The sequence below is a fragment of the Kitasatospora sp. NPDC001175 genome, assembly GCF_053598215.1.
Genome location: NZ_JBSFJU010000074.1, coordinates 1 through 25,892, shown reverse-complemented (window position 1 = coordinate 25,892; position 25,892 = coordinate 1). Strand labels below are relative to the sequence as shown.

Annotated in this window: 23 protein-coding genes and 1 pseudogene; 11 read left to right on the top strand and 13 right to left on the bottom strand. The window is 71.3% G+C overall.

What is annotated here, in order from left to right; genetic code table 11:
• Window positions 1-6 precede the first annotated feature (6 nt).
• Complete coding sequence (locus tag ACWDAK_RS34335; protein ID WP_427395720.1) at window positions 7-924, top strand: hypothetical protein; 918 nt, start codon at window positions 7-9, stop codon at window positions 922-924.
• 381 nt (window positions 925-1,305) lie between these two features.
• On the opposite strand, the gene ACWDAK_RS34330 is transcribed toward ACWDAK_RS34335, so the two are convergent.
• Together ACWDAK_RS34330 and ACWDAK_RS34325 are read right to left on the bottom strand one after the other, a co-directional pair.
• A complete protein-coding gene (locus ACWDAK_RS34330; RefSeq protein WP_427395719.1) occupies window positions 1,306-2,892 on the bottom strand; it encodes an MFS transporter in 1,587 nt (528 codons plus the stop codon).
• A 7-nt stretch (window positions 2,893-2,899) separates the two neighbouring features.
• Window positions 2,900-3,619 (bottom strand): TetR/AcrR family transcriptional regulator, encoded by a 720-nt coding sequence (locus ACWDAK_RS34325; protein ID WP_344641301.1) that lies wholly within the window; start codon window positions 3,617-3,619, stop codon window positions 2,900-2,902.
• A gap of 269 nt (window positions 3,620-3,888) precedes the next feature.
• On the opposite strand from ACWDAK_RS34325, the gene ACWDAK_RS34320 reads away from it, so the two are divergent.
• Window positions 3,889-4,944 carry an NAD(P)-dependent oxidoreductase gene (locus tag ACWDAK_RS34320; protein WP_344641302.1) on the top strand — a complete coding sequence of 352 codons (1,056 nt, stop codon included), beginning with the start codon at window positions 3,889-3,891 and terminating at the stop codon, window positions 4,942-4,944.
• Between the two features lie 208 nt (window positions 4,945-5,152).
• On the opposite strand, the gene ACWDAK_RS34315 is transcribed toward ACWDAK_RS34320, so the two are convergent.
• Both ACWDAK_RS34315 and ACWDAK_RS34310 read right to left on the bottom strand, forming a co-directional pair.
• Window positions 5,153-5,464 carry a hypothetical protein gene (locus ACWDAK_RS34315; protein ID WP_344641303.1) on the bottom strand — a complete coding sequence of 104 codons (312 nt, stop codon included), beginning with the start codon at window positions 5,462-5,464 and terminating at the stop codon, window positions 5,153-5,155.
• Between the two features lie 348 nt (window positions 5,465-5,812).
• Entirely contained in the window at window positions 5,813-6,565 is a 753-nt protein-coding gene (locus tag ACWDAK_RS34310; RefSeq protein WP_427395718.1) for a hypothetical protein, read from the bottom strand.
• A 305-nt stretch (window positions 6,566-6,870) separates the two neighbouring features.
• Here ACWDAK_RS34310 and ACWDAK_RS34305 point away from each other — a divergent pair, with 305 nt between their 5' ends.
• The 3 genes from ACWDAK_RS34305 (at window position 6,871) to ACWDAK_RS34295 (ending at window position 10,403) form a co-directional block, all read left to right on the top strand.
• Window positions 6,871-7,941, top strand: a complete 1,071-nt coding sequence (locus tag ACWDAK_RS34305) for a protein kinase family protein (protein WP_427395717.1) — start codon at window positions 6,871-6,873, stop codon at window positions 7,939-7,941.
• A gap of 387 nt (window positions 7,942-8,328) precedes the next feature.
• Complete coding sequence (locus ACWDAK_RS34300; RefSeq protein WP_344640399.1) at window positions 8,329-9,294, top strand: cucumopine synthase-related protein; 966 nt, start codon at window positions 8,329-8,331, stop codon at window positions 9,292-9,294.
• Window positions 9,291-10,403 (top strand): NAD(P)/FAD-dependent oxidoreductase, encoded by a 1,113-nt coding sequence (locus ACWDAK_RS34295; protein WP_344640400.1) that lies wholly within the window; start codon window positions 9,291-9,293, stop codon window positions 10,401-10,403. Before ACWDAK_RS34300 ends, ACWDAK_RS34295 begins: the two co-directional genes overlap by 4 nt.
• A 190-nt stretch (window positions 10,404-10,593) precedes the next feature.
• On the opposite strand, the gene ACWDAK_RS34290 is transcribed toward ACWDAK_RS34295, so the two are convergent.
• Together ACWDAK_RS34290 and ACWDAK_RS34285 are read right to left on the bottom strand one after the other, a co-directional pair.
• Entirely contained in the window at window positions 10,594-11,106 is a 513-nt protein-coding gene (locus ACWDAK_RS34290) for a DUF302 domain-containing protein (RefSeq protein WP_344640401.1), read from the bottom strand.
• Window positions 11,103-11,342, bottom strand: a complete 240-nt coding sequence (locus ACWDAK_RS34285; RefSeq protein WP_344640402.1) for a hypothetical protein — start codon at window positions 11,340-11,342, stop codon at window positions 11,103-11,105. Before ACWDAK_RS34285 ends, ACWDAK_RS34290 begins: the two co-directional genes overlap by 4 nt.
• Window positions 11,343-11,718: 376 nt before the next feature.
• On the opposite strand from ACWDAK_RS34285, the gene ACWDAK_RS34280 reads away from it, so the two are divergent.
• Window positions 11,719-12,675, top strand: a complete 957-nt coding sequence (locus ACWDAK_RS34280; RefSeq protein WP_427395716.1) for a MerR family DNA-binding transcriptional regulator — start codon at window positions 11,719-11,721, stop codon at window positions 12,673-12,675.
• Window positions 12,676-12,924: 249 nt separating this feature from the next.
• The gene (locus tag ACWDAK_RS34275; protein ID WP_427395715.1) at window positions 12,925-15,336 is read left to right on the top strand and encodes an ATP-binding cassette domain-containing protein; all 2,412 of its coding nucleotides are present in this window, start codon (window positions 12,925-12,927) and stop codon (window positions 15,334-15,336) included.
• Between the two features lie 121 nt (window positions 15,337-15,457).
• Here the strand turns inward: ACWDAK_RS34275 and ACWDAK_RS34270 are convergent, their stop codons facing one another.
• From ACWDAK_RS34270 to ACWDAK_RS34255, 4 genes and pseudogenes are all read right to left on the bottom strand, one after another.
• A complete protein-coding gene (locus ACWDAK_RS34270) occupies window positions 15,458-16,534 on the bottom strand; it encodes an alkene reductase (protein ID WP_344640405.1) in 1,077 nt (358 codons plus the stop codon).
• A 1,094-nt stretch (window positions 16,535-17,628) separates the two neighbouring features.
• Window positions 17,629-17,799, bottom strand: a complete 171-nt coding sequence (locus ACWDAK_RS34265; RefSeq protein WP_344640406.1) for a hypothetical protein — start codon at window positions 17,797-17,799, stop codon at window positions 17,629-17,631.
• A gap of 203 nt (window positions 17,800-18,002) precedes the next feature.
• Window positions 18,003-19,619, bottom strand: coding sequence for an alpha/beta hydrolase (locus ACWDAK_RS34260; protein ID WP_427395714.1), 1,617 nt, complete (start codon window positions 19,617-19,619; stop codon window positions 18,003-18,005).
• A gap of 228 nt (window positions 19,620-19,847) precedes the next feature.
• Window positions 19,848-20,042 (bottom strand): annotated as a pseudogene (locus ACWDAK_RS34255) (TetR/AcrR family transcriptional regulator); the annotation flags it as partial.
• A 100-nt stretch (window positions 20,043-20,142) separates the two neighbouring features.
• Between ACWDAK_RS34255 and ACWDAK_RS34250 the strand changes: the two are divergent.
• Window positions 20,143-21,138: an aldo/keto reductase gene (locus ACWDAK_RS34250; protein ID WP_344640408.1), complete on the top strand. Its 996-nt coding sequence runs from the start codon at window positions 20,143-20,145 to the stop codon at window positions 21,136-21,138.
• A 118-nt stretch (window positions 21,139-21,256) separates the two neighbouring features.
• Here the strand turns inward: ACWDAK_RS34250 and ACWDAK_RS34245 are convergent, their stop codons facing one another.
• The 3 genes from ACWDAK_RS34245 to ACWDAK_RS34235 all read right to left on the bottom strand — a co-directional run bounded on the left by ACWDAK_RS34245 (window position 21,257) and on the right by ACWDAK_RS34235 (window position 23,195).
• Entirely contained in the window at window positions 21,257-21,862 is a 606-nt protein-coding gene (locus ACWDAK_RS34245; protein WP_427395713.1) for a DJ-1/PfpI family protein, read from the bottom strand.
• Entirely contained in the window at window positions 21,859-22,830 is a 972-nt protein-coding gene (locus ACWDAK_RS34240; RefSeq protein WP_344640410.1) for a GlxA family transcriptional regulator, read from the bottom strand. The genes ACWDAK_RS34245 and ACWDAK_RS34240 overlap by 4 nt, the downstream gene beginning before the upstream one ends.
• A gap of 155 nt (window positions 22,831-22,985) precedes the next feature.
• Window positions 22,986-23,195 carry a hypothetical protein gene (locus tag ACWDAK_RS34235; protein ID WP_344640411.1) on the bottom strand — a complete coding sequence of 70 codons (210 nt, stop codon included), beginning with the start codon at window positions 23,193-23,195 and terminating at the stop codon, window positions 22,986-22,988.
• A gap of 57 nt (window positions 23,196-23,252) precedes the next feature.
• Between ACWDAK_RS34235 and ACWDAK_RS34230 the strand changes: the two genes are divergently transcribed.
• From ACWDAK_RS34230 to ACWDAK_RS34220, 3 genes are read left to right on the top strand one after another with little or no spacing between them, the layout of a single operon-like run.
• Window positions 23,253-23,630, top strand: a complete 378-nt coding sequence (locus tag ACWDAK_RS34230; protein WP_427395712.1) for a hypothetical protein — start codon at window positions 23,253-23,255, stop codon at window positions 23,628-23,630.
• Window positions 23,624-24,739 (top strand): FtsX-like permease family protein, encoded by a 1,116-nt coding sequence (locus ACWDAK_RS34225; protein WP_427395711.1) that lies wholly within the window; start codon window positions 23,624-23,626, stop codon window positions 24,737-24,739. The genes ACWDAK_RS34230 and ACWDAK_RS34225 overlap by 7 nt, the downstream gene beginning before the upstream one ends.
• Window positions 24,739-25,743 carry an ABC transporter permease gene (locus ACWDAK_RS34220; RefSeq protein WP_427395710.1) on the top strand — a complete coding sequence of 335 codons (1,005 nt, stop codon included), beginning with the start codon at window positions 24,739-24,741 and terminating at the stop codon, window positions 25,741-25,743. Before ACWDAK_RS34225 ends, ACWDAK_RS34220 begins: the two co-directional genes overlap by 1 nt.
• Window positions 25,744-25,892: the final 149 nt, after the last annotated feature.

Genomic DNA, 25,892 nt, shown 5'->3' with positions numbered 1-25,892 from the left:
TGGCGGGTGCTGATCGACCGACCTGACGAGGACCCGCCGACGACCGGGGAACGACCGGTGCTCCGGCAGGGGTTCTGGGCTGCCTACCTGATGCGGACGTGCCGGACGGAGGACGGGGAACGCAGGCTCGTCGCCGAGTGGTTCGGCGCGGACGTCGCCGACGCCGACGCGGCATGGGAAGCGGGGATGGCCGACGGGATCGAGTTCCGGGTCCCGTTCGGCAACGGCCACAGCGTGGTGGTGGCCAACAGCGAATACCCCACCGACTGGGGGACGGAGTGGTACGTCAGCCACCCCGACTGGCACCGAGGCGCACGCCTCGCGTACATCGACCACGTCCGGGCGGTACCGGAGCGCGGGCAGGGACCCGGTCTGTCCTGGCGGGAGCTGACCCACATCGCGAACACCCCCGACCTGGCGGCCCCGGGTGTCCATGACCCGCGCAGCCGGTTGCTGCTCCTGCTGCCCGCGCTCGGCGACGACGATCTGCCGGCGGGCGCGGCCGGCGTGATCGGAAGCGCACTGGTCTCGGTCGGTGCGCCGGCCGCGGATGCGCCGCGCCTGGCGGCGTTCGTCCTGCAGAACCTCATGTGGGAGGCGGCCGGTTGGGCGCTGCCGCGCGGAACCTCCGTACGGTGGTGGCGAGTACGCCCCTTCGCAGGCATCCTCCAGTGCGACGCCCAGCGAAGCCCGCGGTTCGGCGGGCCGTTCGCCCCGGGCATCACCCACGAGCAGAGCGAGCGGCTCGCCCACGCGCTGGGGACCTGGCCCGCCGCCCGGGGACGTGGACGCCCGCACACACCCGCCTCGGAGCGGACACCGGGGCACCGCCGGAAGCCGGGTGACACGGTTGCGCCGGGGCCCCAGGCTGAAGCGGCTCGGGAGCAGAGCCCGCGGAGCCATCGAGAGTCGCCGGGCGAGTAGCAGACACGTGACCGCCGCTGGTCCGGTCCGCCTGCTCCGCCGCACGTTGCTGGGCCGACCATCGCCCAAGTCGTACGAGCCGCCCCGCCGGCCTGGCAAGTCCGCTGGAAACGCCAGGAGTTGACGACTGCGTCGGCGGGCCCGTCCGATCGGCCGCGGCGCACGATGTCCGGGTGCCAGCCGCATGACCACCGGCCCATCCGGCCGGACCACCGATTCTTCACCCGCCGGCCCACCGCTCTGCCACCCGCCGATCCACCGATCCATCGACCGCCGATCCACCGACCCAAGCCATGTTTGGGCAAGCGACGTTGCCCGTACAGTGGTAGGGGCGGCCGAAACCAGCTGCAATGGTTTCGGCCGCCCTTTCGTCCAGGTTGATCAACCGCCGGTCGGGGTCACTGACGGGGCGAGTGGATCACGATGGTCCCGCCTGCGTCCGGGGAGCAGGGCCACGACCAGCAGGGCGCACACGGCGAGTAGGCCGGCAGTCAGGGATGCGGCCTGGGTCATGCCGTGGACGTAGGCGTGGTCTGCTGCATGGATGAGCTGTCGGCCGTCCGTTGCGGATAGGTGCCGGGCGGCGTCATGGGCGCCGGCCACACCGGACCTGGCTGGGCTCGTGGCGGTGTCGGGCAGGGTGCGCAGGGTGCCGGTGAGTTGTGCGCGGTAGCCGCCGTTCAACACGCTGCCCAGTACCGCGGAGCCGAAGACGACACCGATGCCTTGGAGAGTGCGGGACATGGCGTTGCCGACCCCGCTCTGCTCCGCGGGCAGGGACGCCAGCACCGTGTCCACCGACAGCGGCAAGACGAGGCCGAGCCCGAAACCGAAAACGATCAGTGCCAGGGCGGCGAGGCCGTACCCGCCCCCGGCTGGGGCACGGGTGAGGACGCCGAGACCGGCCGCGCTGACCAGCATCCCGAGGGGAATCAAGACCCTCGGCCCCAGGCGTGGGGCGAGCACCTTCTCGCCGAGCGCTGCCCCCACCAGCATCGCAGCGATCAGGGGGAGCAACCGCAGCCCGGTGCCCTGGGCGTCGCTGCCCTGCACTACCTGGAGATAGGGCGTCAGCACGAACTGCGCGCCGCTCAAAGCGAAACTGGTGACCGCGAAGGCTGCGGACCCCCAGGTGAAGCCGCGACTGGCGAACAGCGAAAGGTTGATCAGCGGTGAGTCGGCACGCAACTGCCGGACCAGGAAGCAGGCCAGGAGCGCACCGCCGCCGATCAGTCCGCCTTGTACCGGCGCGTCCCACCCCCGTATCGGTTGCTCGATCATGCCGTACACCAGCGCCGTCACGCCGGCCGCCGACAACAGCGCGCCGCTCCAGTCCACCCGTGACGCCGACGGGTCCTTGCTCTCGGGCACCCACAGGACGACACCGATCAGGCCGAGCACGACGACCGGCCCGTTGATGAGGAAGATCGAGCCCCAGGCGAAGTGGTTGAGCAGCCACCCGGCGAGCAGCGGGCCCAGCGGCAGCCCGAGCATGGTGCCTATGGCGGTGACCGCGACAGCCCGACCGCGTTCTGCCGGCTCCGGGAAGAGCACCGGGAGCACTGCCAGCGCCATCGGCATGATCATCGCTCCGCCGGCCCCCATCAGCACCCGCGTCGCGATGAGCTCGCCAGCAGTGGTCACTTGGCTCGCGGTGATCGAGGAGGCGCCGAAGAGGAGGAGACCGATCAGCAAGGTGGCGCGTCGGCCGAACCGGTCGCCCAGCTTGCCGGCCGGCAGCAGCAGGCCCGCCGAGGCGAGTGTGTACCCGACCGTGATCCACTGAAGCTGGCTGGTGGACGCGTCGAGTTTGAGCGACAGCGTGGGTAAGGCGGTCACCAGCACGTTGCTGTCCAGGGCGACCACCAGGATGCTGATGGTGAGCGCGGCCAGCGCCCACCATCGTCCCCCTGGGCCCCGGGCCGTGGATGCCGCCCGGCGCCCGGGCGACGTCCGTGTGATGGACATGTTCCTCCTACTGGTATGCGCGCTGCAGTTGGGCGCGCTGGGTGTCGGTGATCGCGGTAAACATCGCGACGACCTGGGCGTTGAGTGCGGCGACCGCCCCAGGCGGCTTGGGGCCCTCGGCCTCCAGCGCACGCTGGAGCACTCCTGACAGCAGGTCAGCGCGCTCCTCCAACGAAAGCCCGGCGTGTTCACCGCGCACTTCGCTGGTCAGGAAACCGCCCATGATGCTGCCGAGGACGTGACCGGCCGCCTCGGTGTCCAGGTCTGGGTGCAGTAGTCCCTGCCCGCGCAGAAGTTCCAGGTAATTGGGATTCCCCGCCAGCTCGCGCTGAGCGCCGGCGACCGTCTCGTCCTTGGCGAGGTTGCCCAACACCTCGGCGTCAGACAGCAGCAGTGCCTGCACCAGGGGCCGGTCGACGACACCAAGAAAGATCGCCCGCATCAGCCGATGTGGCAGCGCCGAATCAGGCTCCTGGGACAGAACCGCGATCAACCGGTCGAACAAGCGCATGGACTCGCGCTGCAGCACCGCCCAGAACAACGCCTCGCGCGTCTTCCAGTGCAGGTAGATCGTCCCCTTGCCGACCCCGGCCCGCCGGGCCACATCGTCGACCGACACCCGCCGGTACCCGTGCATCTGAAGCAACTCGGTGGCGGCATCGAGGATCCGCTCGGCACGCAGCCGACGTGCGTCCGAGCCGGTGGACAGTCGTTGAGAATCGCTCACGACAAAGACTGTATGACCAGATTTCAAAATTGGTCAAGCATCCCGAGTGATGATGACCAAGAACCGACCGATTCCCAAGCAAGATCAGTAAGCGGCGCTCCACGGGCGGAGCGCCGCCAGATCGTGCGCGAGAAACGGTGTCAAAAAGTCTTCGCTGCCGACCGTGAGCCCGGCGGGGTGTGCCCCGGCACGGGACCGGCAACGGCTTGGCACCCATTGGCCGCCGGCCCCGGATCCCGTAAGGTCCGCAGTCAGGGACAGGGGGATCCATGGGGACGCGGGTACTGCTGCTCGACGCGGCTCCCGGGCGGCTGCTCGATCGTGAGCTGGAGCGCCTGCTGGGGCACGGGTTGGCCGTCACGCTCAACCTGCGGCGGGTGGCCGACCGGGTGAGCGCGCGGGTGGCGTGGACGGGCCGGGTGGACTTCACCGATCTCGACGTCTTCGACGAGCCGGCCCTGATCGCCGAGATCGTCCGGGACGGACGCGGCTACCACGCGGTCAAGTCCCGTGCGGGCGTCCCGTTGCGAGCGGGCCTCCTCGCGGCCGCGACCGATCCCGCACTGTCCAACCGGCTCCGGGTGATCGGCCGGGCCGGGGCGGGCACCGACCACGTCGACCTGGCCGCCGCAGCCCGCCACGGTGTCACCGTCACCCACACGCCGGGCTCCAACGCGAACGCGGTCGCGGAGTTCGCCCTGGCCCAGCTGCTCGCCCTGACCCGGAACCTGCCGGCGCACAACGAGGCCGCGCACCAGGGCCGCTGGAGCACGCCGGCCACTCCCGCGGTCGAGTTGTCGGAACTGACCCTGGGAATCGTGGGGTTGGGACGGATCGGCCTGGCGCTGGCAGGCCGGGCAACGGGCCTGGGTATGGCCGTCCAGGGCTTCTCACGGCACCCGAGCGGTGCGCCGGTGCGCCGGACCGAATCCCTCGGCGCCCTCCTGGCCGCCAGCGACGTGGTGTCGGTGCACCTGCCGCTCACCCCGCAGACCCGGGGGCTGATCGGCCGGAAGGAACTGGCGCTGATGAAGCCGGGATCGGTCCTGCTGAACACCTCCCGAGGCGGGATCGTCGACGAGCAGGCACTCGCCGACGCACTGCGCGCCCCAGCGCATCCGCTGGCAGCCGCCGCCGTCGACACCTTCGTCCACGAGCACGCCGCCTTCGCCTCACCACTCTTCGGTCTCCCCAACGCCCTGCTCACCCCGCACATCGCCGGCATGACCAGGAGCGCCATGGCCGAAGCCGCCCTCGGCTGCGCCGACCACCTGGCCGCGCTGCTCGCAGGCCGGCCGGACGGCATCCCCGTGGTGACACCATGACGTCGGCAGCCGGCAGCCGGCAGTCGGCAGCCGGCAGTCGGCAGCCAGCGGTCCGCCAGCAGCGGTAAGTCCCGGGCGACGCCGGGGAATTGCCGGACAGCTCACAAGCCCGACCGGCGGGGACGAGCCTGCGCACGTCGAGCGTGATCGGGGAAGGCGGCACCGTGCATTCATCGGGAAACACCGGCATCTGCCGGGCCGCGTCGCGCTACCCGAGCCTGGTGCGGGCGCCGGCAGGTCTGACGCGGCCCCGGCTGGTGCGTGCGGGGCGGGACGGGCGCCGATCGGGGTGGGTCCCGGCGCTCCCCATGCGACTTGCAAGCGCCGCCCGCATCGCCCGTACTGCCATGATCACGGCGACGGCGGCGAGTTCAGCCGGCTCCTCGATGCCCCGCTCGGTCATCACGGCCTGGCAGGCGGAGCACCAGACGCTGCTCGCAGCCGTGCCGTCCCCGTACCGCAGGCCGTCGGGCGGCAGATAGGCGATCGTGCACTCCTGGCAGACGAAGACGAGCCTCATCCCGTCACCACCCCGGCTCCTCCGCATGTGGTGCACGGCGACCAGTAGCGGTTCTCCAGGGCCACCGTGTTCCCCTGCTCATCGCGTTCGTAGGTGTGCTGCACCTTCTCGGTGCCTCTCTGGCCCGCGCAGGCCGGGCAGGGCCGTGGTTCTGACATCGCGATACCTCCCGCACTGACAGTAGCGGTCCGGGTACAAGATCAGGAGTGGTCCGGCATCTCACCTAATTCCGCCGAGGAAGCCCGGGGGCTTCAGCCCCGGGAGGAATCGGCTCCTTCGGTCTTCGTCGCGGAGCGACGGAGCATCACTCCGCAAGTTTGGCCGCGGATTTGGCCCAAGCGTGACGCATTAACTACGATCTGTCACGTGAAGATCGTGGTGCAGGTGAAACTGGAGCCGTCGCCGTATCAGGCGGACGCGCTCGCTGCCACGCTGCGCGCCTGCAACCGGGCGGCGAAAGTACAAGGCCCAGCACGCCGGCGTGCCTCTCGCGCACGTCAACCCGGCCCACACCTCCCGCCAGTGCTCCGCCTGCTGGCACACCCACAAGCAGAACCGAGTGGACCAGGCCACGTTCGCGTGCCGAGCCTGCGGTGTACGGCTGCATGCGGATGTCAACGGCTCCCGCAACATCCGCCACCGTGCGGCTGATGCGTGGCAGCGGGGCAACGCCAACTGCCCCACCAATGCTCGCAAGAGCGCTGGTCGGGCCTGCCACGCCAGCCGGTTGGGCGGCAGGCTGATGCTGTCCGCCAGGCTGCCGTCCTGGGCGACCAGCAGCAGGCGGTCGCGCTGACCGGTGTCGTCGAACCGGTTGCACAGCAGCCGGCCCTCCACCGCCTCGGCCACCATCGCGCCGGTGTACGAAGGCCCGAGATAGCGGTGCATCACCGGCTGACCCGCAGCGGCGGACGGGTCGCTGAGCACGAAGCCCTTCCTGAGCCGTGCCCATTCCTGCTTCTGCGCATGGGCGACGGCTGCCTCCGCGCCGTCCATGGCCTTCGCGCTGCGCCGTTCCCGGCCCGGTGCACCGGAAACGAGCTCGACCACGTCGCCCTGGCAACTGGTGTGCCAGGCCTTGCCGGTGGCCGGATCATGCAACTGCCGTATGCGCCATGACTTGTACTTTCCTCGATCGTGTGCTGCGGAGCGAGCATAGGGCAGGGGTCCGACAGCGGGGCGGCGCGCCCGCTGCCGGCCGTTCGGCCGGGCGGTGGCTTCTCGGGTGCTCGGGTGGTGTCCGGCCGCCCGGACGTCCGGCTGTGCCGAGCGGCCGGTTCGGGGCGCGACCCGTTCGCGCGGTGAGCACCGCATCGGTCCGCGGCAAGGGAGCCGACCTCGGCGGATAGAGTCGACTCCGTCCGCATGTTCAACGACGTCCTGGTCCGGGCCCCGAGGAGTTGTCGATGCGTCAGTCCGAGTGCCCGTACGCCGCGCGGCTCGATGCCTACGGGACCGTGGCCACCAGCCTGTCCCTGCTGAGCGATCGACGGCTCGGCGAGGCAGTGGCGACCGCTTCTCCCCTCGGGTCGGGTATCGGCGGCAGATCGGCGGAACTGGACGTCGACGGGACACGGGTCTTCGTGAAGAGGGTCCCGCTGACGGACGTCGAGACCCGGTCGGAGAACGTGCGGTCGACGGCGAACCTCTTCCACCTGCCGATGTTCTACCAGTACGGCGTGGGCTCGGCGGGGTTCGGCGCCTGGCGGGAACTGGCGGTGCACACCATGACCACCAACTGGGTCCTGGAGAGGGAGTACGAGGGCTTTCCGCTGATGTACCACTGGCGCGTCCTGCCCGACTCCGCTCCCGACGGGTTCGCGGACGAGTTCGGCGGCATCGACGGCGCCGTCGCACACTGGGAGGCTTCGCAGGCCGTACGCGAACGGCTGGAGGCCATCGGCCGGTCCTCCTCCAGCCTGGTGCTCTTCCTGGAGCACGTGCCGCAGACGCTCGGCGCATGGCTGCACGACCACCGCCACACCGAGGCGGCGGGCACGGACGGCACGCTGTACACATGGGCGGAGGAGGCCCTGGCGCGTGGCACCGGGTTCATGAGCTCCCGTGGGCTGGTGCACTTCGACGCCCACTTCCGCAACATCCTGACCGATGGCCGGCTGCTCTACTTCGCGGACTTCGGGCTCGCGTTGAGCACCGGCTTCGAGCTCTCGCCGGCGGAACGGGAGTTCCTCTCCGACCATTTCGCGTATGACCGCCACTACACCGCCGGTCATCTGATCCGCCACCACCTCATCGACCGTCTGCACGGCGGTACGGAAGCCGGGACGTTCCTGCGGGATTGGATCGCGGGCCGTCGGCCCGAGGGCGTCGCGTCCGGGATCGCGGGGATCATCGATCGGAACGCCCGGGCCGCGGTCGTCCTGGACGGGTTCCACCACCGGCTGCTCAAGGAGAGCAAGCGGACCCCGTTTCCGGCTGCCGAGCTCAACCGGGCCGCTGCGGCGGCACCCTGCTGAGGACGCGGGTCCACCCTGCTGCGCCCCTTCGCCATGGTTCACGAGCTCGCCCCGCGCGCTGGCCGGGCGCAAGCGTGGCGCGAGGTCGGATTCGAGCCGGAGGCATGGATTTTCGGTCAGAGTACGCACCAACCGGGCCGGCGCGTGGTGTCGTCGAATGATTGGACGTATACATGTCAACGGGATGCCTGCGCCAAGGGGGGCAACAGGTGCGTGTGGCGAGCGAGTTGCCCCGCGATCGCGTGAGCACCGAACGACCGACGGCCGCGCCGGTGATGACCGGCCAGGCCAGGCGGTTTCCCCTCGGCCCGCCCGCCTCCGGCCCTTCCGGGCCAACCACCCAGCTGCAGTGCCTGGTTGCGCTGCCATGAGAAGAAGAGGACGGACATGGGAGAAGCGTTATCCGGCCGCCAGATCGAGATCGTCTGGCCCGCCCTGGACATCACCGTCACCGCAGAGCTCGACGACCGCAACGAAGCACTGGCCGACGCCCTGTGGGACGCGCTGCCGTACCGCAGTCTGCAGGGACACGCGCTGATCGCGGGCCACCACCTCTATCACGTCGCGCCGGTCCCCTCCCTGCTGCACCTGCCCGCGTCGTACCGGGTGGACCGGCGCGAGGTGCCCGACGGGACGGTGTTCTGCTCCCAACTCCAGCATCTGGGCATCAAGTACGGCACCCTGACCGAGCCGATGGCCGCCTCCCCGATCGGGCGGGTCCGGTCGGCGGAGCTGAAGGACCTGGTCGAGGCCGGACACGCGGTCTGGGACGCGGTCTACAAGACCAAGGAGCCGTTGCTGGCGGAGGTCCGTCGGGCCGGCCAGCCGGGCGGCCACCGCATTCCCCGCCTGATCGCCGCCGACGGCACCACCGACGCCCTGATCCGCGACCTGCACGCCGAGACCGAGCTGATCTGGCTGTCGGCACCGGCCGAGCTCGCGGGCCTGCACCAGGGTCGGATTCCCTCCGGAGCCGGCAGCTTCGATACCGTCCTGCCCACCCTGCTGTTCGCCAACGGCGAGACCCGACCGCTGGGTTACGCCTCCTACGGCGGCCTGGTCCGGGCAGCCGTCGCGGGAATGCCGCTCGACTCCCTGCGCCTGATGGCACGCCTCCTGGTGGCCACCCCGGCCGAGTTCCTCGGCTACTGCGGCCTGGAGAAGCTGTGGGCCTTCACCCAGCGCTTCCTGTCCTGCCTGGACCACATCGACCGCAGTGATCTCCTGGCCGTGGCGAACCACATGGCCCTGTACGTCAACTGCCTGGGCGGCTGGAACCTGCACCTGTTCCCCTGGGAGACCGGGGACCATTTGCGCCAGGTGCGCGAGCCCGAGGCGGTCGGCCGCCCGTGAGCACCCTTCCCGAACACACCCAGGCCCTCGTCATCGGAGCCGGGGTCATCGGTACCTCGGTCGCCTTCCATCTGGCCGAAGCCGGCGTCAGTACCGTGGTGCTGGAGCAGGCCACGCCCGGATCGGGCGCGTCAGGGGCTACCGCCGGAGTCCTGCGCACCTACTTCCCGGGCGACGCCGCCAACGGCCGGCTCGCCGTGCGCAGCATGGCGGCCTACCACGACTTCGCGGAACGGACCGGCGCCGACGTGGGTCTGCGACGCGTCGGTTTCCTGGTGCTGTTCACCGAGGAGCACCAGGTACGGAACTTCCGTGCCGACCAGGCCGCACAGCACGCGGCGGGCGTGGACGTCGAGTTGGTGACCGCGGCAGACGCGGTACGGCTCAACCCGCTGCTCGGCGAGCGCGACATCCTGGCAGCCGCCTGGGCGCCCGAGGCCTACGTGTGCGACCCCCAGGCGATCGTGCGCGGGTACGCCGCCGCCGCACAGCGCGCGGGTGCCGTGCTGCGGACCGCCACCTCCGTCACCGGGATCGACCCCGACGGCCGCGTCCGCACCCCGCACGGCAGCATCACCGCCGGAAGCATCGTCTGCGCGGCCGGCCCCTGGTCGCAACCCGTCGCTGCGATGGCTGGTGTCGACCTCCCGGTCACCGGACACCCCACCGAACTGCTCCTCACCGACGAGCTGCCCGATCGGCCCGAGATTCCGCTGACCCTGCACGCGGCCTCCGGCCTGCGGGTAAGGGGCTGGGAGGACCGGATCCTGGTCGGGATGGGCCGGCCTCGCCCGGACGAACCCCGGGAGTCCTGGCTGCAACGGCTGTCGGGCCGGCTCGGCGCCACCTATCCGCCGCTGGCGGGCATCGGCCTGCGCCCGGGGTGGACCGGTGCGTGGGACGGCAGCCCGGACGGGACCGCGCTGATCGGCCGGGCTCCCTCCCGGCCCTTCCTGTACGCGGCGGGCTTCTCCGGCCACGGCTTGTGCCAGGCACCGGTGGCCGGAGAGATCATCCGCGACCTCCACTCCGGTGCCCCGTTGCCGAGCACGGCGGCCGACCTCTCACTGGACCGCCTCACCGCGGCGGCACCCTCCCGCCAGCCGTGAGCACCACGACCGCAACTCACGGCGCCGGGCGACGCCCCTTCCCGGCCTGACCGGTCGCGCATCATGCGCGGCGCCGAGCGGGCCGTGGGTGTGCCTGGCAGTGGTGCAGGGCCGGCCCTGGCAGTGGTGCAGGGCCGGCCCTGTCGGCTGCGCAGGGTCGGCCCGGTCATGGGAGGTCGGGCCGGGCGGGTCAGGTAGCCAGTTGCGAGGGCACGTCCCCGCCGAGCAGCGTGATCAACTGGGCGAGGAGGGCGTCGAGTTCGCGGCCGACGTCGGCGATCCGCGGGTTGTCGTAGCTGGCGAACGGCAGGCTGGGCTGATCGACGGCCAGTTTGGTGTCGCCGTCGGGGTCGGCGTAGAGCAGGGTCCGCAGTGGTGCGTGCAGCATGACCGAGGGGTCGTGGCGGAACATGCGTTCGGCGATGGTGTGGTTGCCCATCATGTACTGGGTGGTCTTCCAGAGGGACGCCGATCCGGCCATCACGGCGGTGATGTCGCTGCGGTAGTAGCGCATGAACCCGTGCGGGGCGTTGATCTCGGCGAGTTCGAGCGTGGCCGGCCAGGAGGCCAGCTGGAAGAAACGGGCGAGATCAGCCTCCGGGACCAAGGTCTCGTAGTGCTCGCGGGCTTCGTCATAGGGCCGGGGGAGCGCCACGACGAGGCGCCGGGCGGGGTGGTCGATGACGGCGGTGTGCGTGGTCATGGCTGTGCCTGTTCGTTGCCGGAGCGGAGCAGTTCGACGTCGTGGATGTCGAGGGTGATGGATGGCAGGCTGAGGTTGACGCTGTTGTCCGGGGTGCGGCGGAAGACCCGGCGGCGGGTCGCCACGAGCAGGCCGTCGAAGGTCTTGTGGCGGCTGCTGTAGTGGCCGACCAGGGTGCTCCAGAGTTCGCGGCCACCTGCCGTGGTGATGGCCAGGTCGAGGAGATCGTCACTCATGGGCCGGTCCTTTCCGGGGCGGGGCCGGGTGCAGGAGCTCACCGGTACCCGTGCGGAGGCGGGGCGGCAGACGGGGCGGCGAACGACCGGTCCGCGGACGTGAGTCGGTGCCTTCAACGATCAACCCACCGCCCGGGACACGCTCTGCCGCAGCCGGGGGTGGTGGTTTCGGCGGGCCCGGGCCGGGTCGCGTCTGCATTGCGGGCCGTTCGGCGACGGCCGGGGTTGCACGAACCCGCCGGTGGGGACAGCGGTGCGGTGAGTGGCTGAAGAGGGCTCGCCCTCGGGCGAGCGGCCGGGCGATCATCCGGCAACCGCCGGCGGCGCTTGACCTTGCCCCCAGGGGCAAGGTTTAGGTTGGTTCGCGGGTGGTGACGTGAAGATCAGTGAAGTCGCGCGACGCGCAGGTGTGACGGCGAAGACGGTTCGCTACTACGAGGCCCTGGGGTTGATAAGGCCTGCCCGGCTCGCCAACGGCTACCGGGACTACTCCGAGCATGACGCCCGGATGGTGGCCGAAACCCGAGCGCTGAACCGACTGGGGATCCCGGTCGAGCGGACACGCCCGTTTCTCGAATGCCTGGCCGCGGGCCGGGACCAGGCGGACGACTGCCCGTCCTCGTTGGCCGGCTACCGGGACGCCATCGAAGACCTGACCGTGCGGATCGAGGCACTGACCGCCCGTCGGGCGGCGCTCGTCCGGCATCTGCGGGACGCCGCCTACCGCAACAGCAGCGCCGGTCGCCCCGGCGAGAAGGAGTACACCGTGAGTGACCCGAGCCGGCTTCCCGTAGGCCTGCCAGTCCCCGAGGACGACGGCGCGGCCGACCATCTCGCGGGCTCGACGGTGCCCGACCTCGACCTCCCGAGTTCCGCCGGTGGCACCGTCGCGCTGCGAGCGCTGGGCGAGGGCCGTTCCGTCGTCTACTGCTACCCGCTCACGGGCCGGCCCGACCGGGACATGCCGGACGGCTGGGACAACATCCCCGGGGCGCGCGGATGCACTGCGGAGGCATGCGACTTCCGCGACCACCATGACGACCTGATCGCCGTCGGAGCAGCCCGCGTGTTCGGCCTGTCCAGCCAGGAGACCGGATACCAGCAGGAGGTGGTCGGCCGTCTTAGGCTGCCCTTCGCGATGCTCTCGGACACCGGTCTCCGTCTCGCTGCGACGATCGGCCTGCCCACCTTCGACGCCGGAGGAGAGACGCTCTACAAGCGCATCACGCTGATCATCCGTGACGGCGTGATCGAGCACGTCTTCTATCCGATCTTCCCGCCGAACGAGCACGCCGAACAGGTGCTGCGCTGGCTGAAGGACAATCCGGCCTGACCGGGGCCGTGCACGGGACGGACCGCCGCCAGGCTGCGATGCGGGGCATCCGGTCGAGGTGGCGGGCTTCCGTGTGGTTTCCCGCGCCGAGCGTGACCCCGGTCGGCATCGCCGATCGGGTGGACGGCTACCGTGGCCGCGACCGCGCCGACGGAGGAGAACCAGCCGTGCTGCTCGACGCCGGTCGGGTCGGGCCAGGTTACGCCGACGGAGACCGCGCAGGCGGCCCGCCTCACAGATGGAGAGACGATGAGCATGCCCACGAGGACGGACACGCCCTCGCCCGCGCCGCACGCCGCCGACAGCCATGAGGTGATCCGCGTGCACGGCGCGCGTGAGAACAACCTCAAGGACGTCAGCGTCGAGATCCCGAAGCGCCGGCTGACGGTGTTCACCGGCGTCTCCGGCTCGGGCAAGAGTTCCCTGGTGTTCGACACGATCGCCGCGGAGTCGCAGCGGCTGATCAACGAGACCTACAGCGCCTTCGTACAGGGCTTCATGCCGACACTGGCGCGGCCCGAGGTCGACGTACTCGAAGGGCTGACGACCGCGATCATCGTCGACCAGCAGCGGATGGGCGCCGACCCCCGCTCCACGGTCGGCACCGTCACCGACGCCAACGCGATGCTGCGCATCCTCTTCAGCCGGCTCGGGCAGCCGCACATCGGCTCGCCCAGCGCGTACGCCTTCAACGTCCCCTCGGTCCGGGCGAGCGGTGCGATCACCGTCGAGCGCGGTGCCCGCAAGGCCGTGAAGGCGACCTACTCCCGCACAGGCGGCATGTGTCCGCGCTGCGAAGGCCGGGGCGCGGTCTCCGACCTCGACCTCACCCAGCTCTACGACGACTCCAAGTCGCTCACCGGGGGTGCGCTCACCGTCCCCGGTTACAAGGCGGGCGGCTGGAACCACCGGCTCTACAGCGAGTCGGGCCTCTACGACCCGGACAAGCCGATCCGCGAGTACACCAAGAGGGAGCTGCACGACTTCCTCCACCGCGAGCCGACCAGGATGAAGATCGCGGGCATCAACATGACGTACGAGGGGCTGATCCCGCGGATCCAGAAGTCGATGCTCGCCAAGGACCGGGAGGGGATGCAGCCGCACATCAGGGAGTTCGTGGACCGTGCGGTCACCTTCGCCACCTGCCCCGACTGCGGCGGCACCCGGCTCAGCGAGGGCGCCCGGTCGTCGAAGATCGACGGGATCAGCATCGCCGACGCGTGCGCGATGCAGATCAGCGACCTGGCCGGATGGATCCGCGGCCTGGACGAGCCGAGCTCTTCGAGCAGGGGATACCCCATGGTGGCGCCGCTGCTCGCGAAGCTGCGGCACGGCCTCGACTCGTTCGTGGAGATCGGGCTCGGCTACCTCTCGCTCGACCGGCCGTCGGGCACGCTGTCGGGCGGTGAGGCGCAGCGCGTCAAGATGGTGCGCCACCTCGGCTCCTCGCTCACCGACGTCACCTACGTCTTCGACGAGCCCACCACCGGCCTGCACCCCCACGACATCCAGCGGATGAACGACCTGCTGCTGCGGCTGCGGGACAAGGGCAACACCGTGCTCGTCGTGGAGCACAAGCCGGAGGTGATCGCGATCGCCGACCACGTCGTGGACCTCGGCCCCGGTGCCGGCAGTGCGGGCGGCACCGTCTGCTTCGAGGGCACCGTCGAGGGGCTGCGGGCCGGCGGCACCATCACCGGCCGCCACCTCGACGACCGGGCCGCCCTCAAGGAGACGGTTCGGAAGCCCACCGGTACGCTTCCGATCCGCGGCGCGACGACGCACAACCTGCGCGACGTCGACGTCGACATCCCGCTCGGGGTGCTTGCCGTCGTCACCGGCGTCGCCGGCTCCGGTAAGAGCTCGCTGGTCCACGGGTCGCTCCCCGCAGGCGAGGAAGTGGTGTCGATCGACCAGAGCGCGATCCGCGGCTCCCGACGGAGCAACCCGGCGACGTACACCGGGCTGCTCGACCCGATCCGCAAGGCGTTCGCGAAGGCCAACGGCGTGAAGCCGGCGCTGTTCAGCGCCAACTCCGAGGGCGCCTGCTCCAACTGCAACGGCATCGGTGTCGTCTACACCGACCTGGCGATGCTGGCAGGCGTCGCCAGCACCTGCGAGGAGTGCGAGGGGAAGGGCTTCGACGCATCGGTGCTGGAGTACCACCTCGGCGGCCGCGACATCAGCGAGGTGCTCGCGATGCCGGTGACCGAGGCCGAGGAGTTCTTCGGCGCCGGCGAGGCGCGCACGCCGGCCGCACACCGCATCCTCGGCCGGCTCAACGACGTCGGACTCGGCTACCTCACGCTCGGCCAGCCGCTCACCACGCTGTCCGGCGGTGAGCGGCAGCGGCTCAAGCTGGCCACCCGGATGGCCGAGAAGGGCGGCGTGTACATCCTCGACGAGCCGACCACCGGCCTGCACCTCGCCGACGTCGAGCAACTGCTCGGCCTGCTCGACCGGCTGGTCGACTCCGGCAAGTCGGTCATCGTCGTCGAGCACCACCAGGCGGTGATGGCGCACGCCGACTGGATCATCGACCTCGGCCCCGGTGCCGGCCACGACGGCGGCAGGATCGTCTTCGAGGGCACACCCGCGGACCTCGTCGCCGCCCGCTCCACCCTCACCGGCGAGCACCTCGCGGCCTACGTCGGCGCCTGACCGAGCAGCCGGTGCCCCACCGGGCCACCGCTGGCCGCGGTTTCGGGTGGGGAGTGCTCGACGCGTGCGGCGGCGAGCACTCCCCGCGCCGGGGTTGGTCCGGCGGGGCGCCGGTGGAGACTCAGACGAGGGCATCGAGGGTGGGGTAGTCCGTGTAGCCGCGGTGGTCGCCCCCGTAGAAGGTCGACGGGTCCGGGGTGTTGAACGGGCCGTCGGCGGCGAGGCGGCGGGGCAGGTCAGGGTTGGCGAGGAACATCGCACCGTAGGCGATCATGTCCGCGGTCCCGTCCTCGAGCAGCGCCAGCGCCTGGGGCCCGGTGGCGTCGGGGTGGGTGAACGGGTTGAGGATGAACGTGCCGGGCCAGATCTCGCGCAGCAGTGCGGTCAGGTCGCGGTCCGGGCCCTCCATCAGGTGCAGGTAGGTCAGGTCCAGGCCGGCGAGCCGCTGCAGGAGGGCGGGGTAGACCTCGCCCGGGTTGTCCTCGGCGATGTCGTTGAACGGGTTTCCGGGCGAGATCCGCAGGCCCACGCGGTGGCTGCCGATCGCCTTGGCCACGGCCGTGACGACCTCCACCGCGAAGCGGATCCTGCCCTCGACCGTGCCGCCCCAGGCGTCGGTGCGCCGGTTGGCGTTGGTGGACAGGAACTGGTGGACCAGATAGCCGTTGGCGCCGTGGATCTCCACGCCGTCGAACCCGGCCTCGATCGCGCGCTGGGCCGCGTCGGCGAAGTCCGTGATCGTCTGCCGGATCTCCGCCTCGCTCAGCTCCTTCGGCGTCACGAAGTCCTTCGGTCCGTCGTGGGTGTAGACCTGCCCCTTCGCGGCGACCGCGGACGGGCCCACCGGCACCAGGCCCTCGGGCAGCAGGCTGGGGTGGCCGATCCGGCCGGTGTGCATCAGCTGCGCGAAGATCACGCCGCCCTCGGCGTGCACCGCCTCGGTCACCGTCCGCCACGCCCGCACCTGCCCGGGCGAGTGCAGGCCCGGGGTGTCGGGGTAGCCCTGGCCGACGGGCGAGGGCTGGGTACCTTCCGTGACGATCAGCCCGGCACTGGCGCGCTGCGCGTAGTAGGTCGCCATCAGCTCGGTCGGCTCGCCGGCGGGCCCGAAGGCACGGCTGCGGGTCATCGGCGCCATCACGATGCGGTTGGCCACGCGCTTGCCACCCAGGACGATCGAATCGAAAGCAGTGGTCATGGTCTCTTCCTCGGAGAAGGGATGCTCTGCGGCCCGGTTTGCCGTACTCGAGCAGTTGCCTGTCCGAACAAGTAAATCGCTGAAATCCATTCCTGTGGTCAGATGTGATGTGCATCACTGGGTCGTGTGCCGGAGTCTCCGCGCGGCAGCCGGGTCAGCCCTTCTGAGGGTAGGGGAGGGGCTAGGATTAAGTTGCTCAAGCAGGTAAGGGGTGGGGGGATGATGCCGTCCATGCCGGAGGTCGAGAGGGGCCCCGCGGAGGCGGGGCGGGAAGCCGCGGTTCCGGTGCCGGCCGCGGCCGGAGGTGGACCGGTCAGTCACGCGATCTTCCGCCTGGCTCGGACGTTCTCATCGGTATGCAGCGTCCATTGCGTCGTCTGACGGATCCCGCCGAGGCGCTCGCGGAACCGGAACGCGCCGTGCCCGGCCTCGCGGCGATCCGCCTTCCGCGGACGCTGGATATCGACTGGTCGGAGGTGGAGACCGGGATGGGTACGGTCCTGCCCACCGACTACAGGCTGCTCTGCGAGCTGTACCCGGCTTTCGCGCTCGGTGACTTCCTGGGAGTCGCAGGTTCCGAGCCCGGGGAGGAGCAGGTTTGGACGCAGGCCACCTGGGACGAGCTTGAGATGGTCGCGGAGTGGTCCGAGGAGGCCGATCCGGCGGTACCGCTCCGTCCCCATCCCGCGCAGGGCGGCCTGTTGCCCTGGGCTTCATCCAACCCGGGGCGACCTCTTCCTGTGGTCCACCGGCGGTGGCGGACCGGAGGAGTGGCGGGTCACCGTTGCCTCGCGCAGCGGCTGTTGGTGGCACTACGCCGGCGGAGCCGTGCAGTTACTTGCCGAGTTGGTGAGCGGCGGTGCGCTGGAGCCGTGGTCGCTGCCCCGGATCCGGCCGGAGGTGAGTACGTGGCGGTGACGACCCCCGTATGAGGTCGTATGAGGTCGTCGCTTTCAGGGCGAGTATCGCACCGGGATTCACACCGGTGTTGCGGTCTGGACCTGCGGAAGAACGGGGCCCGATCGACTCTGCCCCGTTCCAGTGCACTTGAGGCGGTCAGCTGTTGTCGCGACTGTCGGAGCCGGGACTCGGTGTCAGCCCAGGCAGTGCGCCTTGCAGATCGTCTGATGGAATCCGCCGGCAGGGGCGGCGGCGACCGCCCTGGCGTCATGCACCACGGGCCGCGCGGCAGCGGCTGACGTAAGCGGGACAACTGCGATCACAAGTGCCGAGGCGAGCGCGGCACCGAATTTCTTAACACTCATGAGCGTCACCTTTCGATCGTGTTGCGTGACGCGCCTCAGGTGCTTCTGACTCCGGGCTACGCTCGGGCCGAGGATCTGTCAAGCTGCGCTGTCCGCTCTGCCTACTGTCGGTACCGGACTCGAAGAGCACGGTATCCAGGCCGCCCGAGACGGTCGGCGGCCGTCGGCCAGGTGCCAACGGCCGCCGGGTTGTGGCTGGTTGGTCACCGGAGGACGCCGTGGACGGCCTCGGGGTCGGTGGGCGGGAGGAGGCCGGTGGCGGTGGCGGACTTGGCGGTGAGGGTCGGGGTCACGTAGACGGGGGCGGGATCGGGTTCGGGGGCGCAGGTCTTGGCGATGCGGCCGCTGCCCTTGGGGAGGCTGCCGTCGCGGAGATAGGCGGTGAAGGTGTCGTCCAGGCAGGCGTTGCCGTGGAAGAGGATCTCGTGGAAGCTGCCGCCGGTCTGGACGACCAGCTTGGAGCCGGGCAGCGCGTCGTGCATGGCGAGCCCGCCCTGGTACGGGGTGGCGGCGTCCTCGGTGGCCTGGAAGAGCAGGACTGGCGGTAGGCCCTTGCCGGTGATCTTCGTCCGGCCCGCCGGGTTGCCCTGGTAGGGCCAGAACATGCAGGCCGCGTTGTACCACATGTTGTTGTAGGTGTAGAAGGGCGCGGTGGCGTTGACCTTGGCCTGGTCCTTCTTCCAGAACTCCCAGTCACGCGGCCAGGCGTTCTCGGTGCACTGCGCCGCGTTGTACGCCGGGAAGGTGCCGTCGTCGGCGCCGGGCGCCGCGTAGCGGCTGTAGGCGATGTTCAGCGGCCGGGTGTCGTGCTGGGTGAGGTAGGCCGAGAGCACGGTGGCCATCCGGGGCCAGCGCAGGAAGTTGTAGCCGCCGCCGTAGAAGGTGTCCTCGAACTCGGCCGGGCCGATCTTGCCCGGGGCCGGGGCGGCGTCCACCGGGCTGGTCCGCAGGGCGGCCTCGACCTGGTGGTACGCCTTCTCGACCGCGGCGGCGTCCGTGCCCAGGTGGTAGACCGAGTCGGCCTTGGCCGTCCAGGCCGCGAAGGCGTCGAAGCGGCGCTGGTGCTCCTTGTCCTGCAGGACGTTGTGGTCGTACCAGCTGATGGTCGGGCCGACGATGCTGTCCAGTACCATCCGCCGGACGTGCGAGGGGAAGAGCTGGCCGTACGTGGAGCCCAGCGAGGTGCCCCAGGAGCCGCCGTAGAAGTTGATCTTCGGTACGCCGAGTGCCCGCCGGATGCTGTCCATGTCACGCGCGTTGTCGACGGTGGTCATGTGCGGCAGCAGCCAGGACCAGTCGGCCGCGCAGTCGGCGGCGTACCCGGCCGCCTTCGCCAGCCAGGCCTTCGAAGTGCCCTGGCTCACCTGGTAGTCGGGCCGCTCGGCGTCGAAGTAGTGGGCGTCGCAGACGACATGGGGCTCGCTGCCGTTGGTGCCGCGCGGGTCGAAGCCGATCCAGTCGTAGGTCGAGGCGACGTCCTTCGGAATCTGCCCGGAGATGTAGGCGGGCATCCAGAGGCCGGAGTCCCCGGGGCCGCCGGGGTTGAGCAGGATCGGGCCCTGCTGCTTGTCCCTGGGCGCGGTGGCGGGGAGCCGGTTCACCTTGATCTTGATCTTCGGGCCGTGCGGGTGGGCGTAGTCCACCGGAACGTCGAGCATCGCGCACTGCAGCGCGGGCGTGGTGCTGTCGTTGCAGGAGCTCCAGATGAGCTTCCCCTGCCCGGTGTCCTCGGGCGCGGCATCGTCGGACGCGACGGCGGGCGCTCCACTGAGGGCGGCGACGGCCGCGGCTGCTGAGAGCAGGGAGATGACTTTTCTCATGGGGAGCATGATGTGATATGTGCAATGTCACATCCAGAGAGCTGACTGGACGTTATCAAGCTGTGACTGCGGCGGAGTTGGTGTCTGCCGAGACCGGCAGTCGAAGTCGCGACAGGGCCGCCCTTGCGGTCGGCCGGCCGACAGTGCGAGTCCAGCGGGATCCGGTCAGGAAAATCCCATGGCTTCAGCCGGTCATCGGACGGTGCCGGCAGGAGCGCCTGACAACGGCTACCTGGACCAGTCGGGCGCGGGATCGGTGGCGAGGAGTGGTCGGATGGCGCCCAGTACGGCACCGATGCAGGCATCGCGCAGTTCGGTGCGGCTGCAGGTCTCGTTGGCGAGCCAGTCCACGCAGAGCACCCGGACGAACACCAGCCAGCTCTTCAGGATGCTCGACACGGCCTGGCGGGCGGTGTCGTCCGCGAAGCATCAGGCCGGTCCGGGGCGGAGGCGGGGCGGCGGATAGGGTTCCGGTGCGGGTGGGCCGACCTCGCCCGATGGAACGACCGAAGGGACCCTCAGCATGCCGGCCGCACCCGTCACCGGACCCTCCGTCAGCTCGCCCCTCGCGCGGTTCGGCCTCGGCACGGCCGCCGTCGGACGGCCCGGGTACATCACGCTCGGGCGCGACCTCGACCTGCCGGCCGAGCGGACCGTCGAGGCGATGCGCGAGCGGACGCACGAACTGCTCGACGCCGCCTACGCGGCAGGGGTGCGGTACTTCGACACGGCCCGGTCCTACGGCCGCGCCGAGGAGTTCGTCGCCGAGTGGCTGGCGGCCCGGCCCGAGGCAGCGGCCGAGGTGGTGGTGGGCAGCAAGTGGGGCTACACCTACACCGCCGACTGGCGGACCTCCGGCGTGTTTGCGCACGAGGTCAAGGAGCACTCGGTGGCGGTGTTCGACCGTCAGGTCAAGGAGAGCCGGGCGTTGCTGGGCCGGCACCTGGACGTGTACCTGGTGCACTCGGTCACCCCGGACAGCCCGGCGCTGACCGATCAGGCGTTGCAGGCACGGCTGGCAGAACTGGCGGCGGAGGGCCTCCGGATCGGCCTGTCGACCAGTGGCCCGGCACAGGGCGAGGCAGTACGGGCGGCGCTGGAGGTGACGGTGGACGGCCGGCCGCTGTTCGCCGCAGTCCAGGCCACCTGGAACCTGCTGGAGCCGTCCGCCGGGCCGGCACTGGCCGAGGCGCACACCGCGGGGTGGCTGGTGGTGGTGAAGGAGGGGATGGCCAACGGCCGCCTCGCCGACCGCTACGCCACCGGTCCCGACACCGCCGCGCTGCGCTCCCTCGCCGCCCGCACCGGCGCGTCCTGCGACGCCCTCGCGCTGGCCGCCGCCGCTGCCCAGCCGTGGGCGGACCTCGTGCTCTCCGGCGCCGCGACCCCGGAGCAGCTGGCCTCCAACCTCACCGCCGCCGGACTCGACCTCGCCCCCGGTGACCTGGGCGGGCTCGCTGAGCTCGCCCAGCCCGCCGAGGAGTACTGGCGGACCCGCGCCGCGCTGCCCTGGGCGTGAGCGGGTCCCCGCCGACGTGCACCCGGGGCCGCGACGCTGCCCCGTTGCGCAGCGCGGCGAGGGGCCGACCCGTCCCCCGATCAGGCCGGCCCCGGGCGGTGTTGCCGCGTCTCGCTCCTCAGACGGCCACCGGCTCGTCGGCGAGGTACGGCGGGGCGGGCTCGTACTGGATGTAGCGGCGTACGGCACGGGCGTGGTCGCGGCCGTGCAGCCGGCCGACCAACCAGAGCGCCATGTCGATACCCGCGGACACCCCCTGGCTGGTGGCCAGTTCACCGTCGACCACATAGCGTGCCTCGCGGACCACCGTGATGTCCCCGCGCGCCTCCAGGGCGTCCTCGAAGGCGTGGTGGGTGGCCACCCGGCGGCCACGGGCCGGGCCGGCCTCGTGCAGCAGCAGGGCTCCGGTACAGACGCTAGTGGTCCAGGAGGCCTGGGCGGAGGTCTTGCGGATCCACTCGACGAGTACTGGGTTGGACACCTCGGTGCGGGTGCCGTTCCCACCCGGTACCAGCAGCACGTCGAGCGGCGGGTGGTCGTGGAAGGTGTGGTCGGGCAGCACCCGCATGCCCTTGTTGCAGCGGACGGCGTCCGGCCGTTCGGCGATCAGTACGGCGGTGTCGCCTTGGTCCCGGATCATCGCGGAGGAGGTGAACACCTCCCAGGGGCCGACGAGGTCCAGCTCCTCGGCTCCGTCGAACAACAGCAGTCCGTAGGTCGTCATGCGTACTCCCTGATGGATCGGAATCTGTCCCGGTACTCGGACGGCGCGATGCCGACCTGCCGGTGGAAGGCGCGCCGCAGCGTCTCCGCGGTACCGAAGCCGTACCGGTGGGCGATGGCCTCGACGGGGTCGTCACCCTCGACCAGGGCCCGCCGGGCCGCCTCCACGCGTACCCGCTCCACGTAGCTCGCCGGAGGCGTGCCGAGTTCGGCGGTGAACCGGCGCTGGAGGTGACGGGGGCTCAGACCCGCGTGGACGGCCAGGTCGGTGATGCCGTGCCGGGCGCCGGGATCCGCGTGGATCGCCGCCACCGTGGCCCGTATCGGGTCGCTGGACGGCTGGCGCGACCACAGCGGCACGCTGAACTGCGACTGGCTGCCGGGTCGGCGCAGGAAGAGGACCAGCTCCTGGGCGACGGCGTGGGCGGTGTCGCGGCCCAGGTCGTGCTCCACCAGGGCGAGCGCGAGGTCCATGCCGGCGGTCACCCCGGCCGAGGTCCACACCCTCCCGTCCCTGATGAAGATCGGGTCGCAGTCCACCCGCAGATCCGGATGCTCCCGGGCGAGCTGTTCCGCACGGGCCCAGTGGGTGGTGACCCGGCGGCCCTCGATCAGCCCGGCGGCCGCCAGCAGGAACACCCCGCTGCATACCGAGGTGACCCGGCGGGCGGTCGCCCCGGCCGCGGCGACCCACTCGGTCAGCGCACCGTCCCGCACCGCCCGGTCGACCCCACTGCCGCCCACCGCCACCAGGGTGTCGATTCCGCACGGGTCGAGATCGGCCACACCGTACCCGGCGTGCACGGGCAGGCCGCTGGCCGACCGGACCGCGCCGGCGCTCGGCGCCAGAATCCGGCAGTCGTAGCCGCCCGAGAGCGAATCCGCGTACTGGAACACGTCGTGCGGGCCGACGAGATCCAGTGACTGGAAGCCATCGAAGACCACGAAGACGATGCGGCGTTGTTGCACGTCCTCAGCCTGCTGGGACTCCGGTGATGGCGTCAACGACGGACATCCCACGATTTGCGCCATCGTCTCAACGGCGGCGGTCCGGACGATGACCGGGGCCGCCGCTGCCACGCGCCCGGCACCGCGGCAGCGCTCTCGCCACGGGCCGCCCGCGCCTAACCGGCGTTCCGCCAGGTGAGCAGAGCCAGCTCGGCGCCGAATCCGACCAGCAGCCCACCGCCGCCGACCGGCGCCACCGAGCGCACCCGGTAGAGGTCGGACCTCTCCTCGCCGTGGCGGAGGTCGGTGAAGCGCCAGGTGCGCACCAGGCCGTCGAACGCACGGGCCACCACCACCGGGAGGCCGGCGACGACCGCGAGTGCCACCAGGTATCTCCCTGACCACACATCACCGCTGCTCAGGGGCTGGTGAGCTGAGGAATGATGACGACGTACCGATACACAGTGGCCGAGCTGCGCGGGCAGCTGCGGCAGTTGGTTCTGAGTGGGGCCGCGATCGCGCTGGGGGTGGCCTTCCTGATCGCCTCGGTCAGTGGAAGTGGGGCGCTGGTGGAGTCGTTCAGCCAGACCGCGGCAGCCGAGGTGGGGCCCGGCGACGTTCAGGTGACCAGACCAGTGGTGAAGGGCGGGGTGGACGCCGCCACGGCCGCCCGGACCCGGCAGGTGGCCGGGGTTGCCGGGGTGGCGCTGCGGCTGACCGGCCGGGGCGGACTACTGACCGCGGACGGGCGGCCACTCGACGACGCCGCGATAGTGACAGCGGTCGCGCCGCCGATCCGGCGCTGCGCTGGCAGTTGCTGAAGGACGGGCGGTGGCCGGGCGCACCCGGCGAGGTGCTGCTCGACACCGACACCGCGCGGCGGATCGACGCCGCGCCCGGCTCGGACGTCCGGCTGACCCGTGCCGACGGCGGAACCACCACCGCCCGGCTGGTCGGCACCCTGGACGGCCGCGGCGCGCCCAGCTTCGCCGGGCATCCGATCGTCGCTGTCCCGGACGGCGCGGTGGAACGGTACGCCGCCGCCGTCACCGCGGCCCAGCTGGACGTCCGGCTCCTGTCCGGCGCCTCCCGGTCGCACACCACCGAGGCGCTACGCGCCGCCCTCGGCGACGGACCAGAGGTCCGCACCCGGGAGGCGTCCGTGGCCGCGGCGACCCGGCAGAGCAGGACCCTCTACGGCGTGGTCCTGATCGCCGCACTGTCCTTCGTACTGATCGCGCTCGCGGTGGCACGAATGGTGGTCAGCAACACCTTCTCCGTCGTGCTGGCACAGCGCACCCGTCAGCTCGCCCTGCTGCGCTGCGTGGGTGCCGACCGGGCTCAGATCCGCCGGCTGATCCTCCGTCAGGGCCTGCTGCTCGGCATGGGAGCATCGGCCGCCGGGGTGCTGCTCGGGGTGGGGCTCTGCGCGGCCGCGACGGCCCTGGCCCGGACCGCCGACCTCGGGCCGGTGCACCTGCGGCTGCTGCCGTCCCCGCTGACCTGCGTGCTGGCCGGCCTGTTCGGGGTACTGCTCACGCTGCTGGCCGTCCGCGGACCGGCGAAGAAGGCCTCCGCAGTGCCACCGGTGGCCGCGCTCGGCGGTGCGTACGGCACGGTCGGTACAGTGGCCCGGCTGCGTGCGGCGGCATGGTCCGTGGTGCTGCTGCTGGCCGGTGTCGCCTCGCTGGTGCTGGGGGTGGTGGCACCGCCGCCGCTGTCGCTGCTCGCCGTCACGCTCGGCGCGATCTGCAGCTTCTTCGGGGTGCTGCGGCTCAGCCACCGGCTGCTGCCCGCCGTGGTGGCCGCGCTCGGTGGCCCGGCCCGCCGGCTCGGCGGCACTGCCGGACGGCTCGCCACACAACAGCTGCGGCTCAATCGGCCCGGACCGGCGCCACCGGGTCGGCCCTTCTGCTCGGGGTCACGGTGATGGTCGGCGCCGTCACCGCACTTGAGATCACCTCCAACTCGCTGGTGCCGGTGGTCTCCGCACGCCAGCCCGCCGTCTTCTCGGCTGCCGTCGGCGGCGGGCGCGCGCTGCCCGCCGGGGCGTTCGCCGCGCTCGGCGAGCAGCGCGGGCTCGCCGTCACGCCGGTCCGCTCGGCCACCGTGGACGTCGACGGACACGGCACGCTGGTGGCGTCCGTCGACCCGACCCGGCTCAACTCCCGTGCCGACGGGGTCGGCCGGGCCCGGGCACTGGCCGGCGGGGCTGCGCTCAGCGGTCTCGCCGACGGGCGTGAGAGCGTACACCGGATCACGGCCCCGGGACGGGCCGGCACCAGCCTGCGGATCGAACCGAAGCGCAGCAGCCTGCCGTTCACGCTTCAGAGCGGGGCCGTCCTGCTGGTGACGCCGGCGACCCTGGAGCGGATCGTCCCCGGTGCGGCCGTCACCACGGTCTGGGTCAGCCTGGCCGAGGGCACCGACCGGCTCGCCGCCCGCCGGGCGATGGACCGGGCGCTGGCCGACTATCCGCAGGTCGTGGTCACCGACACGGCGGCGCAGGCGCAGGACCTGCGGTCGCTGCTGGACCGGATGACGCAGATCACGATGGTGCTGCTGTCGTTCTCCGTCGCGATCGCCGGGCTGGGCGTGGCGGCCACCCTGATGCTCAGCGTCAGCGAACGCGCCCGTGAGATCGGCATGTTGCGCGCGATCGGGATGTCACGCCGGCAGCTGCGCCGGATGCTCACGCTGGAGGCGCTGCTGCTCTCGCTCGCCGCAGCGCTGGCCGGCACCGCTCTGGGGCGGGGTTACGGCTGGGCGGCTGCGCGCTCGGTCACCTCCACGGTGGGGACTATCGGCGGCGCGCCGGTGCCCCTGGTACTGGCGGCACTTGGGCTGACGGTACTGGTCGGGCTGGCCGCTGCCGTGCTGCCGGCGCGGCGGGTGGGGCGGATGACCGTGGTGGCCGCGTTGCACTCGGCGTAGGCGCGGACGCTGCCGTCGGGGCTTCGGGGCTTCGGGGCTTCGGGGCCTTGGGGCCTCGGGTTCGAGTACGGCGGCGCACCGGGTGCCCGGCCCGGATCGCGGCCAGCAGGGTGGGCAGGTCGTCCTCCGGGTCCGGGGCACGGCCGGTC

Coding starts and splice junctions, on each gene's coding strand:
- ACWDAK_RS34330 (WP_427395719.1), bottom strand. CDS start 2,892: ATGTCCATCACACGGACGTCGCCCGGGCGCCGGGCGGCATCCACGGCC.
- ACWDAK_RS34320 (WP_344641302.1), top strand. CDS start 3,889: ATGGGGACGCGGGTACTGCTGCTCGACGCGGCTCCCGGGCGGCTGCTC.
- ACWDAK_RS34315 (WP_344641303.1), bottom strand. CDS start 5,464: ATGAGGCTCGTCTTCGTCTGCCAGGAGTGCACGATCGCCTATCTGCCG.
- ACWDAK_RS34305 (WP_427395717.1), top strand. CDS start 6,871: ATGCGTCAGTCCGAGTGCCCGTACGCCGCGCGGCTCGATGCCTACGGG.
- ACWDAK_RS34300 (WP_344640399.1), top strand. CDS start 8,329: ATGGGAGAAGCGTTATCCGGCCGCCAGATCGAGATCGTCTGGCCCGCC.
- ACWDAK_RS34290 (WP_344640401.1), bottom strand. CDS start 11,106: ATGACCACGCACACCGCCGTCATCGACCACCCCGCCCGGCGCCTCGTC.
- ACWDAK_RS34285 (WP_344640402.1), bottom strand. CDS start 11,342: ATGAGTGACGATCTCCTCGACCTGGCCATCACCACGGCAGGTGGCCGC.
- ACWDAK_RS34275 (WP_427395715.1), top strand. CDS start 12,925: ATGAGCATGCCCACGAGGACGGACACGCCCTCGCCCGCGCCGCACGCC.
- ACWDAK_RS34270 (WP_344640405.1), bottom strand. CDS start 16,534: ATGACCACTGCTTTCGATTCGATCGTCCTGGGTGGCAAGCGCGTGGCC.
- ACWDAK_RS34265 (WP_344640406.1), bottom strand. CDS start 17,799: ATGAGTGTTAAGAAATTCGGTGCCGCGCTCGCCTCGGCACTTGTGATC.
- ACWDAK_RS34260 (WP_427395714.1), bottom strand. CDS start 19,619: ATGAGAAAAGTCATCTCCCTGCTCTCAGCAGCCGCGGCCGTCGCCGCC.
- ACWDAK_RS34250 (WP_344640408.1), top strand. CDS start 20,143: ATGCCGGCCGCACCCGTCACCGGACCCTCCGTCAGCTCGCCCCTCGCG.
- ACWDAK_RS34245 (WP_427395713.1), bottom strand. CDS start 21,862: ATGACGACCTACGGACTGCTGTTGTTCGACGGAGCCGAGGAGCTGGAC.
- ACWDAK_RS34230 (WP_427395712.1), top strand. CDS start 23,253: ATGACGACGTACCGATACACAGTGGCCGAGCTGCGCGGGCAGCTGCGG.
- ACWDAK_RS34220 (WP_427395710.1), top strand. CDS start 24,739: ATGGTCGGCGCCGTCACCGCACTTGAGATCACCTCCAACTCGCTGGTG.